Origin of the sequence: Psychroserpens mesophilus (assembly GCF_000826645.1) — a bacterium.
Classification (GTDB): domain Bacteria; phylum Bacteroidota; class Bacteroidia; order Flavobacteriales; family Flavobacteriaceae; genus Psychroserpens; species Psychroserpens mesophilus.
Genome location: NZ_JXJP01000006.1, coordinates 98,694 through 116,757, shown reverse-complemented (window position 1 = coordinate 116,757; position 18,064 = coordinate 98,694). Strand labels below are relative to the sequence as shown.

Here is an 18,064-nt window from a genome sequence, read left to right as displayed (position 1 = left end):
AAAATTATAATTATGATAATTCTACAAATGAAGAAATAGTAATTCATTCTATTAGAAAAGAAAAGTCTTTCTGTTAAACTATTGCAAAATATTATACGCGCTTAGACCATAAGATTTAAATAATACTTAATTTTAACATTCATTAAAACGAAATAAATATGGCAACCGTTACATTAGGTGGAGACACCGTACATACATCAGGAACACTCCCTAAAGTTGGATCACAAGCTCCAGATTTTAAATTAACAGCAATTGATTTGTCCACAAAATCATTAGGTGATTTTTTAGGTCACAACTTAGTATTAAACGTTTTTCCCAGCGTTGACACAGGAACTTGTGCGCAATCTGTTAGAACATTTAACAAAGAAGCAAGCGAACTAAAAAACACAAAAGTACTTTGCATCTCGAAAGATTTACCATTTGCAATGGCTCGCTTTTGTGGCGCAGAAGGCTTAGATAATGTTGTGAGTTTAACAGATTATAAGCATGGGAGTTTTGGTACTTCTTATGGCCTTGACTTTACTGATGGCGCTTTTGAAACGTTGTTATCAAGATGTATAATTGTTATTGATGCTGAAGGTAAAGTGATACACACCGAACAAGTTAGTGAAATTGCTGATGAGCCGAATTACAAAGCAGCTTTAGAAGCTTTGAAATAAAACTCAACTCAATTACAAAGCAGCTTTAGAAGCTTTGAAATAAAACTCAACTCAATTACAAACTAGCGTTAAATACGTTGTAAATTTTCAAAAACGCACCTTTAAAAGCAATTGGCATGACGCATAAAAAAGATTCTTTTTTAGTGAACCGGTTAAAAAGCGTAGGCTATGCTTTTAAAGGTGCCATTTATTTAGTTAAAACTGAGTCAAGTATAAAGATTCAAGTTTTTATTGCTATAACAGTGACTATTGCTGGTTTTTATTTTAACATATCTAAAACCGAATGGCTAGTTCAAATTTCATTTATAGGTTTGGTAATGAGTTTAGAAGGTATGAACACAGCAATCGAGTACCTTTCAGATTTCATACATCCTGACAGGCATGATAGTATTGGCAGGATTAAAGACATTGCTGCTGGAGCTGTTTTTATTGCTGCGGTTTCTGCAACCATTGCCGCCATGATTATTTATTTTCCAAAAATTTTCTAAGGTTCATAAGTCCGTTAATATCTAATCGGTTTAAATACTTTTAAGTTAGGATAAACGTTAGTAATTTGTATTTTTGTTTTATACTAAGAATCCTTTAATGGCGAAGAAAAAAACCAAGACTAAAAGTAAAGCTAAGACCACGCCCAAAACACAAAAACCAAGTTTTAAATTATCAAGTCAGCAGAAATTGATTTTTGGTAGTTTACTAATCATTCTTGGTGTTTTGTTATTTATAGCATTCTTATCGTTTTTCTTTACAGGACAAGCAGACCAAAGTACACTTTCTGAACTAGGAACGAGAGATGTTGAAGCAAAAAACTGGCTCAACAAACTTGGTGCCTGGGTTAGTGATTTATTTATCAATCAGGCATTCGGTATTTCGTCATTTATATTTTCTGGATTGGTATTTCTTTCAGGAGTTTATGTGACCTTAGATATCAATAAATCTAAACTAAGGAGACATTGGATTTGGGGAACGCTTATTGCCATTTGGTTATCTATATTCTTTGGATTTTTTGCTCACAAATACGATTCACTTGGTGGCACTATAGGTTTTGAAATGAATAGTTTTTTTCAAGATTATATAGGAAAAATAGGAACTGTACTTCTACTCGTCTTTGTATTAATAGTCTATTTAGCGATTCGTTTTAAAGTCACTGGAGAATCAATTGTGGCACTTTTTAAAAACGCTAATAAAGAACTTAAAGAGGATCTTAATTCCACACGATCCTCAAACGAGGATGTTATTGTTCCTTTAGATAATGATTTATCTGCTGAAGCTGAAGATATAAAATCTGCTTTTGAATTAAATATTGAAGAATCCAAGCCTACGATTGAAAAACATTCAAAACCAGAAACTAAAGTTGAAACCCCGAAAGTTGATATTAAAAAAATTGAACCAGAACCAGAACCAGAACTAGAATCGGAGTTAAATATTGAAATAAAAACATTTGAAGAAGAGGTTTCCGAAACGGATAATCTTTCAAATAAACTGGTTGAAGATTTTGGACAATTTGACCCAACATTAGATCTTAGTAAGTTTGAATTTCCACCATTAGATTTATTAAAAAAATACGATACTGAAGGGATTACCATAAATCAAGAAGAGCTTGAAGAGAATAAAAACCGAATTGTTGAGACCTTAAACAATTACAAAATTGGTATAGCCAGTATCAAAGCTACCATCGGTCCTACAGTCACACTTTACGAAATTGTGCCAGAAGCTGGTGTTCGTATTTCAAAAATTAAAAACTTAGAAGATGATATTGCCTTATCGCTTTCGGCTTTAGGAATTCGTATTATCGCACCTATTCCAGGCAAAGGAACCATTGGTATAGAGGTGCCAAACAAAAATGCAACTATTGTATCGATGCGCTCTGTTATTGCATCGCAAAAGTTTCAAAAATCTGACATGGAACTCCCTATTGCTTTTGGAAAAACCATCAGTAATGAAACCATGGTTGTCGATTTAGCAAAAATGCCTCACTTACTTATGGCAGGTGCCACAGGACAAGGTAAATCTGTTGGCTTAAATGCAGTTTTAACATCATTACTTTATAAAAAACATCCTGCTGAAGTTAAATTTGTTTTAGTCGATCCTAAAAAAGTTGAGCTTACATTATTTAATAAAATAGAACGCCATTACTTGGCAAAACTTCCAGACAGTGAAGATGCGATTATTACTGACAACACTAAAGTGATCAATACATTAAATTCATTATGTATTGAAATGGATAACCGTTACGAAATGTTGAAAAACGCCATGTGTCGTAATATCAAAGAATACAATACCAAATTTAAAGCGCGTAAACTTAATCCTAACGATGGTCATCAATTTTTACCTTACATCGTTTTAGTGGTCGATGAGTTTGCTGATTTAATCATGACAGCTGGAAAAGAAGTTGAAACTCCCATAGCTCGTTTGGCTCAATTAGCTCGTGCTATTGGTATTCATTTAATTATTGCTACACAACGGCCTTCAGTTAATGTCATTACAGGAATTATTAAAGCTAATTTCCCTGCACGTATTGCGTTTAGGGTGACGTCTAAGATTGATTCAAGGACTATTTTAGATGGCTCTGGTGCTGACCAGTTAATTGGTCGTGGAGATATGCTGTACACACAAGGGAATGATATTATTCGTATCCAATGTGCTTTTGTTGACACACCAGAAGTCGAAAAAATCACCGATTTTATTGGATCTCAAAAAGCATATCCTGAAGCTTATCAATTACCAGAATATGTTGGCGAAGAAAGTGGCACAAGTCTTGATAACAACATAGAAGATAGAGACAAATTGTTTAGAGAAGCTGCTGAAATTATTGTTACTGCACAACAAGGTTCTGCTTCCCTGTTACAACGAAAACTAAAATTGGGATACAATAGAGCTGGTCGACTGATAGATCAATTGGAAGCTGCTGGTATTGTTGGAGGCTTTGAAGGTAGTAAAGCGAGACAAGTGTTAGTTCCTGATTTAGTTGCTCTAGATCAGTTATTAGAAAACGAATCGTAATTAAACTTTATAAATTATAATTAATAGTTATTTTGAAAATGAAACAGATTGCAATAGTAGTACTAGTTTTAATAAGTTCATTTGGTTTTGCACAAGACGCAGAAGCCTTACTCAACGACGTTTACAATAAAACAAAATCTTATGACAACATATCTATAGATTTTAAATATGTACTTCAGAATACCAGCGAAAACATCAATCAGGAGACCCGCGGAGATGTTGTTATGGAAGGCGACAAATATGTTTTAAACATTTTAGGTATCACAAGAATTTACGACGGTAAAACGCTTTACACCATTAGTCCAGAAGACGAAGAAGTCACTATTTCTTCAGAAAACACAGAGGAAGAAACAACTATAACGCCTAGTAAAATGTTATCATTTTACAAAGAAGGATATACTTACAAACTCGATATTGTTCAGAGTGTAAAAGGTAGAAAAATTCAGTATGTGAAACTAAACCCTATCGATACAAACTCTGAGATTAAAGAGGTCTTATTAGGTATTGATGCAAACACAAAACACATCTACAACCTTATTGAAATCGGTAAAAATGGAACAAAAACCACCTTAACTGTTAATTCTTTTAAAACGAATGAGCCGATCTCAAAAACCTTGTTTACATTTGACAAAAGTAAATATGGAGACTACTACATAAATAGACTCGACTAGGCCAAACCATCAATGAAAATACTGGATAGGTACATACTAACGACCTACTTAAAAACTTTTTTGAGCGTGTTTATTATACTCATGCTCATTTTTGTTTTACAATCGATTTGGCTCTACATAAGCGAATTAGCTGGTAAGGATTTAGCCGTAGGTGTCATTTTAAAATTCTTGTTATATGTAACTCCTACTCTAATTCCATTAATATTACCACTTACTGTATTACTGGCTTCAATAATGGTTTTCGGACAATTTGCCGAAAATTATGAATTCGCAGCCATGAAATCTACAGGTATTTCGTTACAGCGTGCTATGCGAAGTGTAAGTGTTTTTATTGTAATTCTTGGTATAGGTGCTTTTATTTTTTCGAATAATGTCATTCCTTCTGCTAATTATAGCTTTTACAACTTAAGAAAGAATATTGCTAAAGTACAACCAGCAATGGCTATTGCCGAAGGTCAGTTCAATGACGTTGGTGAGTACAATATAAAAGTTGATAAGAAAAGCGGAGATAAAGGGCAATTTTTAAAGACAGTGGTCATTCATAAAAAAGGTGTTCGTCACGCTGGAAATACAACCGTCATTATCTCTGATTCTGGTGAATTAAAAAGTAATCCAAACTCAAATATTCTTCAACTAGTTTTATTTAACGGTCATTATTATGAAGAAATATTTAATAAAGATGCTAAGCAACGTGCGAAAAAACCATATGCCAAAAGCTATTTTGAAGAGTACATAATCAATGTTGACATAGAAGGTTTAAATGATGTTGATATTGATGATAAGAGTTATGACAGTCGTTATAATATGCTTGATGTTAGCAGCCTTAATTACACCATAGATAGTTTATATGAAAAACAATCAAATCAGTTAAAGGATTTTTCGAAAACACTTTACGCGCGTTCAACTTTTGAGAATTTGAATCAAAATATTACGGTAAAAAAAGATTCAGTTTTTAACGGAGATATTTTCAGTTTATTTAAAGATAAAACTAAAATTCAACTCCTTAGCCTCGCTGGAAACACGGCATCTAGTACCAAACAAATTATTATTGCCAATAAGAAAAATGTATCAGGATCTACAAAATGGTTAAGTAAACACGTTATTTCCCTTCATGAAAAATACATTTTAGGTCTAGCTTGTATCATTCTCTTTTTTGTCGGAGCACCTCTAGGTGCCTTGATTCGTAAAGGAGGTATTGGTTTGCCTTTAGTTATAGCAATATTATTGTTTTTAACCTATCATTTCATTGGAATATTTGCGAAAAACAGTTCGCTTGATGGTACATTAAATCCTGTATTGGCGACTTGGCTATCCACACTAATCATGCTTCCGTTGAGCATATATCTTACAAAGAGAGCTACCAAGGACAGACAATTGTTTGAATCTGGAGGACTTCTTAATCCACTAAAAAAATTATTCGGTATAAAGAGTAAAACGCTCATTTATAATACCAATGTTTTAAATACGGATTCTGAAGATTATAAAACACTTACCAATTATGATAACAAGAAATTAATTGATATCGTTAAGCATTACAGACAGTATAATTATGGGATTGAATACAAAAATTCCTCTTTAGCTGTATTAGAATCACGTGGCATCACGCAACAAGAATTAAAATTTGGTGGTAACCTTGTCGATTATGGTTATGAAGAATCTATACGACTAAAGTATTTGTATGAAGATAATTCTAAACTAGCATTTGTACTTTATGCTCTAACTCTATTATTTGTCTTACCTGGCGCTGTATTAAGAAATAACGGCTTCCCTTCGCTTGGGCAGGCCTTACTTATTTGTGGTATTCTAGTTGGTATTCTATACTTATTTGCACTTGTAAAGTCGTTAATGGATAGTTCAAATCTGAACAAACATTTAGGCAAAAACAACATTTCAAATGCGTTAATCTTCATTCTTTTTGGACTGCCATTTTATTTTATTTTCTACTTTTTTCAAAAGAAAAAAATTAGTGAAGATTTAAAAATCAGTAAAACAAAACACAAAACCTCAGATCGTCGTAAAGAGACGTTAGATCCTTCAGATATTGAAGGTCTTGACAATGCAATTAAAGACTACAGTATTTATTCAAGATTTACTTACATTTTCTATATACTAGGTATTTTATTATTGCTATTATATTTTATTTTTAAAAATAATAAGTTGCCAGCAGCTGAAAGTGCTTCCATAGAACTATCTGCTATTTCTGGAGTACTGTTTTTGATATATTCTGTACTGTCAAGTATAAGTTTTAAAAAAATATATCAAATTACAGATCAAGCAACAAACCTCAACTTTTTATGGTCTGTTCTGGGGTTGTTCATATATCCTATTGTATATTTAAAAAGGCGAAATAAAATAACTGAAGACTTTTCAGCAAAGAAAAAATAAGCCATATCTTTGCTACTCTAATTTATCGTTATGTTTACAACAATGTCAAACTCCAAAACATCAGCAACAATAGAACTTAACACCATTTCTGAAGCTATTGAAGATATCAAAAAAGGCAAGGTCATTATTGTTGTAGATGACGAAAACAGAGAAAATGAAGGTGATTTTGTTGCAGCATCAAGTAAGATAACACCAGAAACCATCAATTTTATGGCGACTCATGGTAGAGGACTCATTTGTGCTCCTTTAACTGAGAGCAGATGTAAAGAACTTGAGCTCCATATGATGGTTAACAATAATACTGATCCTATGGAAACTGCTTTTACAGTTTCTGTAGATTTAAGAGGAAATGGCGTAACCACTGGCATATCTGCTAGTGATAGAGCAAAAACTATACAAGCACTCATTGACCCAAACATCAAACCCTTTGAGCTCGCTAGACCTGGTCATATTTTTCCACTCGTAGCAAGAGAAGGAGGCGTGTTGAGACGCACAGGACACACAGAAGCTGCTATTGATTTTGCAAAACTTGCTGGTCTAGAACCTGCTGGTGTGATTGTTGAAATCATGAATGAAGATGGTACGATGGCTAGATTACCTCAACTTATGGAAGTTGCTAAAAAGTTTGATTTGAAAATTGTTTCTATTGAAGATTTAGTAGCCTATCGTATGGAACATGATTCTCTAATAGAGAAAAAAGAAGATTTTGAAATCGAAACTCGATTTGGAAGCTTTCGTTTAAGAGCTTACAAACAAACCACTAACAATCAAATACATATCGCTTTAACAAAAGGGAAATGGACTAAAAATGAACACGTCCTAACCCGAGTTAATGCAACCTTGGTTAATAACGACATATTAGGTACACTTACAAACAATGCTGACGAAAAATTAGATGATATGTTTAGGGTTATAAACACGGAAGGCAAAGGTGCTATCGTATTTATTAATCAGCAATCTCAATCTATGAATCTTTTAAAGCGATTAAGCATATTAAAAGAGTCTCAAATTGAAGGCAAAGTGGTTAAAGCTCCAAGTATTGAAATGGATGCTAAAGACTTCGGAATTGGCGCTCAAATTCTTCATGATTTAAATATTCACAAACTAAAATTAATCTCTAATAGTCAACAAACCAAACGTGTTGGGATGATTGGTTACGGCTTAGAGATTGTAGAGTATGTAAGCTACTAAGTAGTGATTATATATTTTATATGTTTCTTTAGCGCTTTTTTCAAAACTCACTCAATTCAGTTGGAAAATCACCAATCAAAATATTAAGATTACCTCTCACACTGTTTGGAGTTCCCGACTGACCTCCAAAATCTCTTACAAATAAACTTAAGGATCCAGAATCATTTTGAAGATTTCCTGTTCTAAATCGACCAGATAAAATAGCTCCCGTTTTTGGATCTGATCGATTTCCATTCCATTCAATCATTCTATTACTAGCACTAATATCTCGAATTGACCATGAATCAAATGGAAAATCTGGTCTAATAAAATCAATTTGATCATCACCTCCTAATTGCCATTGTATCGCACCAACACCACCTTGATCTGCACCAGAATAGATAAAATTATATTCAGTTTCAGCTCTTAAATTGAGTTGCATTCTAGAGAAATCATCGTCTTGCGTAAAGGTTCGGCTGAATCCATCACCTCTTATTTCAAACGACAATGTTGGCGGTGTTGTATCTACATCAGGTATTCGAGTTTCACAAGATGATATAACATACATTACAAAAATCATTACGATTGAGCTTCTTATTTTCATACAATATAGTTTTTGTTATGTTAGTATTTAGTTGAAATCCATAGTGGTACACCTTCCTCCCATTTGTTGTGAGTTAATCGTATTTTCTTACCGTCTGAAATACGTTCTGCCACAATTTCTCCATACATTTGAGGTGCGAAAATGACTGATTGCACAATTGGCTGTTCATCATTGATTCCGAATTCTTCTGTAGTATATATCATCCAATTCCCATCTGGCGAAAAATGTGGATGACCTTCCTGACCCGAGTACGATGTGATTTGTTTTGGAGAAGACCATGAATTATCAGATTGCCGCTCGATTAAGAACACATCCATTGTTTTAACAAGGCCTTGTATATCCTTTCCATTAACATCTGAACAATACATAATTTTATTCCCATCATGCGAAATCGCAGGGAAATTCTCTTTGGCTTTACTGTTGGTTAAGTTGGTAACTGCTCCATTCTCATTTACATATATATCCATATTACCTGTTTCGCCACTCCTAAAGACCATGGTCCTATGGTCGGCTGAAACATCAGCAAAACCATGATTGCTATCCATAGGCGTTATTCGCTCAATTATTTTGCTTTCTAGGTTATATTTATATACAGCACCTTGGGCATTTGGGTGTCCTCTGAAACTACCAACTGAAAACAATAAAGCGGTGCCATCAGGCGTAAATTTTGTATCAATTACAGATGTAGATTGTGGATTAAAATTTTTATCCGCTCTAAAGTCGAATAGTTTTTGCGCTTTATTAGAATTATAATCAACCGTAAAGAATGACGTCGTACTTTGTAGAAACGAACCCGTAAACAGCACGATATAAATTATTCCTAATGCGACACCAAAAAGCATCAGGGTATACAATTTATATAGTGATGCTATTGGATTAGCATTCGATTTACGTTTTTTATAAAACCAATAGGATAGTCCCAGACAAATCAAAACAACAACCAAAACACTAATCATTTTTAATCTAACTGTATTCATTGAGAGAGCTTGAAAACCAACCCACTTATCTAGTAAATAAACTAAAAGCACCATTACTAATACCGATAACATTGAAAATACAATGTGTTTCCAAAAAGCAATGTCTTTTCGTTTTTTAACACTTCTGAAAACACCAGTTACAAACCAATATAATGCAAGACATGGAAGCAAAATGAGTGGATAAAAATAGAGTGTTATAAAATCACCAAAACCTCTGGCAGGATTATAGCTATAGATTACTTTTGATTCATTTAATGTAGGTGGTGAAGCAAAAGATCGACGTATACCAAAGTGAGATAAGTTAATGTTCTCTATGGTGTCTTTAACAGGATGATTTTTTACTAAGATGTCACCAAAAAAATCACCTTTATTAGCTTCTGTTTCTTTTAATTTTTTTCCACCATGAATTACCATAATTCCTGAATTATGATAATCAATATTCATCATATGTATTTCATTTATCCTTGATGAATCTATCTTTTTGGTAACAGGATTTAACTCCAAAATTCTTAACGTGCCATTAGACAGGTTTTCATTAGTGAATAAAATTCTGTCATCATTTATCACTAATGGAGATATTGCTCCAGATATGGTCTCTGGAGTAATTATACTTTCATTATTTCCATTCACATCAATTTGGAACAAGTGCGGCTTATTATCGAATCTGTTACTATAAAAAATGATTTTAGAATCATCTTTACTCCAGTTAGGACTTCCATCCCATCCTTCTGAATCTGTGAGTCGTTTTACATTAGTTCCATCTGAAGACATAGTAAAAATATCTCCTGTACGTTGCATGGCAAACACCAGAAACTTATGTGGTTTTATAAGGTGCGCTCTGTCACTAGAAAATGCTATAGAATTTCCGTCGTTTGAAAACCGTGGTCTAAAATCACCAGCCTTATTATTACTTAAGTTTTCAGCCTCATTAATAGATAGTGTTTCATTAGGCTTGAAAGGCAATTTAAATATCTCTGCATTTCCTTCGTGAGAAGACACAAATACAATCCATTTACCATCTGGAGAAAAATCAACCTGGTCTTGCATGGATTTACTTTTAATTAACAATCTCGGTAACGTATCACCTTTAACATGTTTTAAAAACAATTGAGGTTTCCCTAAACGCTCTGACGTAAACACTACCCAATTCCCATCAGGACTTATTTTAGCATCGTAATCTAAGCTCTCATTTGTTGTCAATGGACTAAAACTTTTTCCATTATCTTTTGACATATGAATATCCCAACCTTGAGGTCTAAACGACGAATAGAATATTTGATCTGAACTTTGGCTATATCCCAAACCGATAGCAAATAGACTTATAATTGCAAAAATATGTCTCATAAATTATTGATTTGATTGCGCTGTTAATGCTTTCATACTATTTTTAATTTGTTGTACTTCTAAAGCCAAAACTGAAAGCTCTTTTTTGTAACCATTAATGATTTGTTCTTGCTCTTTTAAAGCATTCAATAGTATAGGAATGAGCTCCGTGTAATTAACACTTAATGTTTTCTCTACATCATCACCAACTACAACTAATTCAGGCATTATTTTTTGAACGTCTTGAGCTATTAGACCAAAGCTTTTATTGTTTGAAGCATGCCTATATTTCCAATGGTACTGCTTAGGTTGGAGCAATAACAATTCTTTTAAACCATAGTGTAATTCTTCAATATCTTTTTTTAGGCGTCGATCACTGGCATGCACAATAGCACCTCCTACTCGTACATTTCCTCCTTCTGCTTGAAGGTTTAAATCTGAAACTGCACCATTATCTCTTGCCATTATTTCATTATCATCAATGGCAATATTCCAGCCATTTAGATTTCCGAAAGTAATATAACCTCCACCCGAAGGCGAAACATCTGTTCCACCAACGATATGTAATTTAGTGCTTGGAGCAGTTATGCCTAATCCAACATTATCTGCAAAATAATTAGCATTTCCACCGAAACCATAACTAAAATACGTGCCATTATACCACAAAGCTTCATCGCCATTAACTCTTAAGGCGACACCAGTAAGTCCTTCATTTAAGTTTGTTTGTCCTCCAACTGACAGTGGATAATCTGGAGTATTGGTATTAACTCCTACTCTATTTGTGCTTGAGTCAACTCTGAGCGTCCCTCCATCAACAATGACATCACCATTATTATCATTTTGAAGAAACAAATTGGCATTGGTATTGGTAATAATCTCATCACCATCTATCCTTAGCGAATTTGCTATTTCAAGAACACCTGAACCTGAGGTTACTGAAGCATCTGTAGTTCCTGTAATTTCTATCCTCCCATTTATTCTTAAAAGATTATTATCAAATTCGCCATATACAAGAGCATTGTTAGCATCAGCACTAGAATTTGATATGTAAAGCTTATTATTTCCTATTTCATTTAATCCTGCTTCATTACCTACAAATACATTAAAACTTCCTACACCACTATTTAAGCCAGCATTGTGACCAATAACAGTGTTATGAACACCAGAATTATTTCTAAGAGACTGACTACCTATAGCTATATTACTACCGTTATTTAAATTTGAATATAAAGCTTCAAACCCAATGGCCACATTACTATCACCGCCAAAGCTATTATATAAAGCTGAGTGACCAATAGCTATATTGGAGTGGCCTAAAGTATTTGAAAAAAGTGCTTCACTACCTATAGCTACATTCCCGATTCCAGTCTCATTTGCACTCATAGCAAATGTTCCTAATGCGGTGTTACCAAAACCAGTAGTAGTACTATTCATAGACCAAGCTCCTACTGAAGTATTAAAAGTTCCATCTGTATTTGAGCCCAAAGAATAATTTCCGATGGCAGTATTGTATGAACTTGTGGTATTAGATGATAATGCATTAATCCCAATTGCGGTATTTTCTGTTCCAGAAGTATTACTCAGTAAAGCGCCAGACCCCAATGCACTGTTAAAATTTCCTGTATTATTCTGAAGCGCTTGATAACCTACAGCTGTATTCTGTTCTCCTGAAATATTTAAAAATAATGCTTCTGAACCAATAGCTACATTTCTTGAGCCTGTAGAATTGTTTCTCATAGCATCTTTTCCTATTCCTGTATTATCATTACCATTTATATTAGAAATCAAAGCAGAATGACCATTAGCAACGTTATCATTTCCATCAATATTACTTGACAAGGCATTAAAACCTACAGCAGAATTATTAGATCCTGATGTATTATTGTAGAGTGAAATATAACCCAAAGCTGTATTTTGATTTCCAGAATTGCTATTTCGTAATGCACCATAACCAACAGCAAGATTCCAAGCACCAATTGTATTACTGTATAATGCCTCACTACCAATAGCCGTGTTTTGCGCGCCAGTTGTATTTAATCTTAATGCATTATTTCCTATTGCTGTATTATTACTAGCCATAGTATTGTTTGCTAGTGCACTATTTCCGATTGCTACATTTTGTATTCCTTCGGTATTATTTCTCAATGACAGTGCTCCCACTCCAATATTATCATATCCTAATGTGTTGTTTTCTAGAGCCTGCCTTCCTACTCCAGTGTTATTAGATCCTGTACTATTTGAAAACAATGAAGCAAACCCTATTGCTGTATTACGAGTTCCTGTAGTATTATTTAGTAACGACAAGCTTCCTGTTGCAGTATTTTCGTTCGCCGTATTATTATATAAAGCCTGGTAACCTATTGATGTATTATTGTTACCTACAAGATTTAATCGTAAACTATTATCTCCTACTGCAGTATTTCTATATGCTACTGTGGTTTCACGCATGGCATCATTACCAACTGCAACATTATTATTTCCAGATAAATTTTCAAATAATGAACCCGATCCTACAGCAATATTTGCTGAACCATTGACATTACTGAATAAAGACAAATATCCTATTGCCGTATTGTAGAGTCCGATAGTGGTATTTTGCATCGTGTTAAAACCTACAGCAACATTTGCTGCTCCTGTAGTTGAACTTGACAACGTATTTAAACCGATTCCAATATTTCTGTTATCGGAACCGTCATCTACAATACCTGCACCAATACCAAAATAAATAGAAGATCCATTATTGGTTCCATCATTATCTGACTTTCCATCTAACAAGTCATCAATTTTTTCAGAGCCCGAATTTCCAATTGGTAGCCAACTAGTAGTTGCATGATTGTAATAATAAAAACCTGGTAAATCAGTCCCAATAGTAGTTGTTAAATATACAAGCATGGCGTCCTGATTTACACCTACTCCTGTTGGAAACACATCTACTTTTGGCACGAGGATTCCATCACTAGCAACAGGAGATGCTTGATTAGATGATTTTATATCCAATTGTGCATTTGGTGTAGTCGTATTGATTCCTACTTGAGAATAGGAATAACCTGTAAAACAAAGGAGTACTAATATCGAAATTATTTTTTTCATAGCATCTCGATTTAGCCTTGAGTTTTGTCAAAAGTTAGCGTTTCGCCATCGCTTGAAGTAATTGTAAGTACTTGTTGAGAAATAGAGCTAATGCTTACAGTAATTTCTTCTGAATCAGCAACAATCAAAATATCACGATTATTAGATAAGGTATAAATTGCTTCATTTAAGCCTAAAGATTCGCATGGACCAGAATTATCATCAAAAGACTCTAAATAAAAAACACCATTAGCTTTAAATTCGATGTAGCCATTTTTTTCGCAATCGGTAAAATTTGTTCCTGGTGTTCTTGACTCTTGATACCATTTTCCAGACACTAATAGTTCTTGAACTGTTAACTGATTCGGCTGACCATCGTTACTATCATCATTGTTACTGCAATTAAATACCAATGCAATTAGACAAATTCCACTTAATTTCATTACTGTTTTCATACTGTTTTGTTTTTAAAAGAAAGGGTAACCAATGCTTTAACTCACATTATGATTTAGTTGATTTCCTCTCTCAACTGATTAATAGCTTCATTATAATCGCTTATTAAAAGCGTTTTTTGACTTTATTTATTACCACATAAACCTGAACAAAGTTTCTGTATTTAATTTCTATACTTCAATTTTGATTTGCTGAGGCAATAAGATTATATTCGACAGATGATTTATTTTTCTTTAGTGAAATGGGTACTCTTTATTATCTTACTATTGTAAACTATACTTAATTTATAATTTCCTTCTTCCAGATGATTTACATTGATGTAGATATTAGTTTTTGGTAAAGTTTGTACGGTTCCAAGTAATGTCTTTTTTTTCATAAAACATTATGATTTAAATCTTTTACAAAGAATTCAATTCAAAACTAAATAGAAGTATTTTAGCTACTTAGAACAAGTGTAACAATTGCTATGAGATATGTAACATTTGAATAAATGACGAAGAAAAATAGTATTAATTACAGTTTTTTAAGGTAATCTGAAGGCGAGCAACCATATTGCTCTTTAAAACACTTTGTAAAATAAGAGTGATCATTAAAACCAACTGAATACCCAATTTCTGAGATATTCACATCAGATTTTTTCAAAAGTTCAACGGCTAATTTTAATCGTTGAGATCGAATAAACTCTGTTGCCGACAAACCTGTGAGTCCTTTTAATTTTCGATGTAATTGCATACGACTAAGCGCAAGTGCACTACTAAACTCCTGAACATTAAATGAAGATTCTGTGAGGTTTGAATCCATAACGCCTTGAAGTTTTTCTAAAAACAGTTCATCGGTACTTGAGATAGCAATATCTTTTGGTTTAAGAATGATTTCCTGACTATATCGCTCTTGAAGTTTTAGTCTGGATTTTATTAAATTGTTCACTCTGGTTTTAAGCATCTTGGTTTTGAAAGGTTTCATTACATAGTCATCGGCTCCAATTTCTAATCCTTTGTACTTGTCTTCCTCTTCAGACTTTGCTGTTAGCAACACAATAGGAATGTGACTTGTTCGTTCATCCTGCTTCAAAATTTCAGTAAGTTCAAATCCGTCCATGTTAGGCATCATTAAATCTGAAATGATGACATCAGGCACAAATTCAATAGCTTTAGCACATCCTTCTTCACCATCTTTTGCTTCAATAATTGTAAAATCATTCTGAAACATATGTTTCACTAGCTCTCTTATCTCAAAATTATCATCAACAACAAGCATAATATTGTCTTCTGGAGAAATTTCCAGACCGATGCTTTCAGAAGAATGTATTCCTTTAAAATTAACTTCTGGCATAAGAATTTCATGAATTCTAAATAGTTCTTTAGCAATTGGCAAAGACACAGAAAACGTAATGATTCCTTCACTCTGATGTACGTTTATAGTCCCTCTGTATAAATCCACGAGTTCTTTTACCAATGATAATCCGACACCAACACCATCCTTGTTTTCGTCGGCTTGATAAAATCTATTAAAAATATTCTTTACTTGAGTTTCTGTAAGTTCTTTTGTGGTATTTGACACCTCTAAAACCATTGATTTGTTATCTTGTAGCGCTTTAAATGACACCTTACCATTATGCTCACAATATTTAAATGCATTTGATAAAATATTCGTTGATATTTTTTGAATAATGTCGGCATCAAACCATACATTTTCTAAACCATTTATGTTATTTGTAAAATCAATTAATTTTTTGGAGGCCGTCAATTCAAAAGAAGACACTAATGAATTTAATAAGACCGATAGGTTATCTTGCTTAATTCGCAATTTCAAATGCCCAGATTCTAGCTTTGCTAAATCTAACATTTGATTTACAAGACCTTCCAGCCTATTTGAGTTCCTATTAATAGTTTCCAATTCTTGCTTTTCATCTGGTTTTAAATCCCTGTTTTCCAGTTGTTTCTGAGCATAACCAGAAATAAGCGTTAACGGAGTTCTAAACTCATGTGAAATGTTCGCAAATAATTTACTTTTAAAATGGTCTAGCTCCTTAAGCTTATTGTTGGTACGTTTTCTATTTCTATAAAGAAAAAATAATGACAGCCCAGCTATTGTAGTTATAGCTAATCCACTAAGAAGCAAATTCCTTTCACTTTTTTGCTTTTGAGCGATTAAGTCCTTTTCGGTCTTGAGTAAAGCTATTTCTTGTTCTTTTTTTTCTGCCTGATATTTCGCTTCAATTTCCTTCGCTTTTACAATATTCTCACTTTTGTACAACGAATCTTTCATTCGTGTATATTCGTTTGAATAATGGTAAGCCCTTTTGAAATCTCCTAAACTTTCAGAATTTTGATACAATACCTTGTAGATATCCGCTAATTCTTCAAAACCTTCCATGTTCAAAGCCAATTCTTCGGCTTCAAGAGCCAATTGATTACTCTTTATATAATTTTTGCTTTCACGTAGTATACTAGATTGTCTGAGCAAAGCGACCATTAAGCCAGCATCGTGTTTATTCGATCTGTTTAAATCAATGCCATTTTCTCCCGCCTCAATGGCCTCATCCAATTGACCGTTATTATAATATATATCACTTAAAATGACATTGAGCATTGCTTCTTGGATTGGATGTTTATAACGATTATAATATGATCTTGCATCTGTAGCGTAAACGATAGCGTTCTCATAGTTTTCTCTAGAATTCTCAACAATTGCCATTTTACTTAGAATGAATTTTTGCTGGAATTCACTTTCTGCCATTTCGAATATAGAAAAAGCTTGTTCTTGATAGGCAAAGGCTTTATCAAAATCGTCAAATGATTGATAAACATCTCCAATAAATGACAGTGTAAATCCACGTTTATAGCCTTTAAAATTATGGGATTCGTAAATACTATCCGATTTCAAAAGATACTTTAAAGCCAATTCTGTCTTATCAAAAACGAGATTATATATTTTACCAAATTGTCCGTAGATATAAGCGCCTTCTTCCCACATATCATGTTCTAAGGCAATAGATTCGGCTTCTTTTGCATATTCCAAGGCATCTTCACCATGTCCTAATCGTGCATTTTCTTGAGCCAATCTAGAATACACTTCGAAAGAAAGTTTTGGGTCATTCATCCGTTTAGAATAATCCAGAGCTTTCAACATGTTTTCATTTATAAATTGGGCAGCATTCTGACCAGGCTCTAAAAATAAACCGAAGTAACCAGCTTTCTGTTTGAAATAATGGCAGTTTGCTAAATCAGAATTATTAGTTTTTGCATAAGCAGCAAAATTTTCAAAATATATTTTGCAGCTATCGACATCCTTTTTCTTGTAATGCCTAATTAAAGCAAGGTAACTTTTACATATTGAGCTGTCTGCAATTTGAGTTTTTGTAAGTACTAATTTTAAAGAGTCAACATTTACCTTTTTATTTTGAGCAAAAGATATCGTTATCAAAAAGAAAATAATTGAGAAACTTTTATTCGACATAAAAATGGATTAAGACTATTAATTTAATCATTTTTATTTACTAATTGACATACAGTGTTTTACAATTCTATAGAATTTGTAGTTCAGTAGTGTTAAACAAAGTCCCTGAATCAATTTTAGATCGTAAAAATTAATGGTTTCCAATTTAACAATGATATAAAAATTATAATAACTGTATTGGTTTGTATGTAACAATTTCGTGTTACAATATTCATAACATATAAAATTCGTTGGATTAATAGCGTATTCTTTTAACCAAATCAATTAAATATTTTTAGTAATCTCAATTCGCTA

General features: G+C 33.2%; 11 protein-coding genes. 6 read left to right on the top strand and 5 right to left on the bottom strand.

Translation table 11 applies throughout. The features are described from left to right. Positions 1-158 precede the first annotated feature (158 nt). From tpx to ribB, 6 genes are all read left to right on the top strand, one after another. Positions 159-659 (top strand): thiol peroxidase, encoded by a 501-nt coding sequence (gene tpx, locus TD18_RS06675; RefSeq protein ID WP_040250270.1) that lies wholly within the window; start codon positions 159-161, stop codon positions 657-659. A gap of 116 nt (positions 660-775) precedes the next feature. Continuing rightward, positions 776-1,147 carry a diacylglycerol kinase gene (locus TD18_RS06670; RefSeq protein WP_040250265.1) on the top strand — a complete coding sequence of 124 codons (372 nt, stop codon included), beginning with the start codon at positions 776-778 and terminating at the stop codon, positions 1,145-1,147. A 97-nt stretch (positions 1,148-1,244) separates the two neighbouring features. Next, the gene (locus tag TD18_RS06665; RefSeq protein WP_040250261.1) at positions 1,245-3,659 is read left to right on the top strand and encodes an FtsK/SpoIIIE family DNA translocase; all 2,415 of its coding nucleotides are present in this window, start codon (positions 1,245-1,247) and stop codon (positions 3,657-3,659) included. Positions 3,660-3,697: 38 nt separating this feature from the next. Next, entirely contained in the window at positions 3,698-4,330 is a 633-nt protein-coding gene (locus TD18_RS06660) for a LolA family protein (RefSeq protein WP_040250259.1), read from the top strand. Positions 4,331-4,342: 12 nt separating this feature from the next. Continuing rightward, positions 4,343-6,715 (top strand): LptF/LptG family permease, encoded by a 2,373-nt coding sequence (locus tag TD18_RS16975; RefSeq protein WP_084205868.1) that lies wholly within the window; start codon positions 4,343-4,345, stop codon positions 6,713-6,715. A gap of 42 nt (positions 6,716-6,757) precedes the next feature. Beyond that, a complete protein-coding gene (gene ribB / locus TD18_RS06650; protein ID WP_040250611.1) occupies positions 6,758-7,906 on the top strand; it encodes a 3,4-dihydroxy-2-butanone-4-phosphate synthase in 1,149 nt (382 codons plus the stop codon). 40 nt (positions 7,907-7,946) lie between these two features. On the opposite strand, the gene TD18_RS06645 is transcribed toward ribB, so the two are convergent. The 5 genes from TD18_RS06645 to TD18_RS16640 all read right to left on the bottom strand — a co-directional run bounded on the left by TD18_RS06645 (position 7,947) and on the right by TD18_RS16640 (position 17,770). Beyond that, positions 7,947-8,489 (bottom strand): hypothetical protein, encoded by a 543-nt coding sequence (locus TD18_RS06645; RefSeq protein ID WP_152611323.1) that lies wholly within the window; start codon positions 8,487-8,489, stop codon positions 7,947-7,949. Positions 8,490-8,509: 20 nt separating this feature from the next. Continuing rightward, positions 8,510-10,810: a TolB family protein gene (locus tag TD18_RS06640; RefSeq protein ID WP_084205867.1), complete on the bottom strand. Its 2,301-nt coding sequence runs from the start codon at positions 10,808-10,810 to the stop codon at positions 8,510-8,512. Positions 10,811-10,813: 3 nt separating this feature from the next. Next, positions 10,814-13,879 carry a tail fiber domain-containing protein gene (locus tag TD18_RS16645; RefSeq protein ID WP_052461072.1) on the bottom strand — a complete coding sequence of 1,022 codons (3,066 nt, stop codon included), beginning with the start codon at positions 13,877-13,879 and terminating at the stop codon, positions 10,814-10,816. An 11-nt stretch (positions 13,880-13,890) separates the two neighbouring features. Next, positions 13,891-14,313, bottom strand: a complete 423-nt coding sequence (locus TD18_RS06625) for a lipocalin-like domain-containing protein (protein ID WP_040250252.1) — start codon at positions 14,311-14,313, stop codon at positions 13,891-13,893. Between the two features lie 511 nt (positions 14,314-14,824). Next, entirely contained in the window at positions 14,825-17,770 is a 2,946-nt protein-coding gene (locus TD18_RS16640) for a response regulator (RefSeq protein ID WP_084205866.1), read from the bottom strand. Positions 17,771-18,064: the final 294 nt, after the last annotated feature.

Bases quoted from the DNA above. Each gene is read 5' to 3' on its own strand.
- tpx (WP_040250270.1), top strand. From the start codon at position 159: ATGGCAACCGTTACATTAGGTGGAGACACCGTACATACATCAGGAACA.
- TD18_RS06670 (WP_040250265.1), top strand. From the start codon at position 776: ATGACGCATAAAAAAGATTCTTTTTTAGTGAACCGGTTAAAAAGCGTA.
- TD18_RS06665 (WP_040250261.1), top strand. From the start codon at position 1,245: ATGGCGAAGAAAAAAACCAAGACTAAAAGTAAAGCTAAGACCACGCCC.
- TD18_RS06660 (WP_040250259.1), top strand. From the start codon at position 3,698: ATGAAACAGATTGCAATAGTAGTACTAGTTTTAATAAGTTCATTTGGT.
- TD18_RS16975 (WP_084205868.1), top strand. From the start codon at position 4,343: ATGAAAATACTGGATAGGTACATACTAACGACCTACTTAAAAACTTTT.
- ribB (WP_040250611.1), top strand. From the start codon at position 6,758: ATGTCAAACTCCAAAACATCAGCAACAATAGAACTTAACACCATTTCT.
- TD18_RS06645 (WP_152611323.1), bottom strand. From the start codon at position 8,489: ATGAAAATAAGAAGCTCAATCGTAATGATTTTTGTAATGTATGTTATA.
- TD18_RS06640 (WP_084205867.1), bottom strand. From the start codon at position 10,810: ATGAGACATATTTTTGCAATTATAAGTCTATTTGCTATCGGTTTGGGA.
- TD18_RS16645 (WP_052461072.1), bottom strand. From the start codon at position 13,879: ATGAAAAAAATAATTTCGATATTAGTACTCCTTTGTTTTACAGGTTAT.
- TD18_RS06625 (WP_040250252.1), bottom strand. From the start codon at position 14,313: ATGAAAACAGTAATGAAATTAAGTGGAATTTGTCTAATTGCATTGGTA.
- TD18_RS16640 (WP_084205866.1), bottom strand. From the start codon at position 17,770: ATGTCGAATAAAAGTTTCTCAATTATTTTCTTTTTGATAACGATATCT.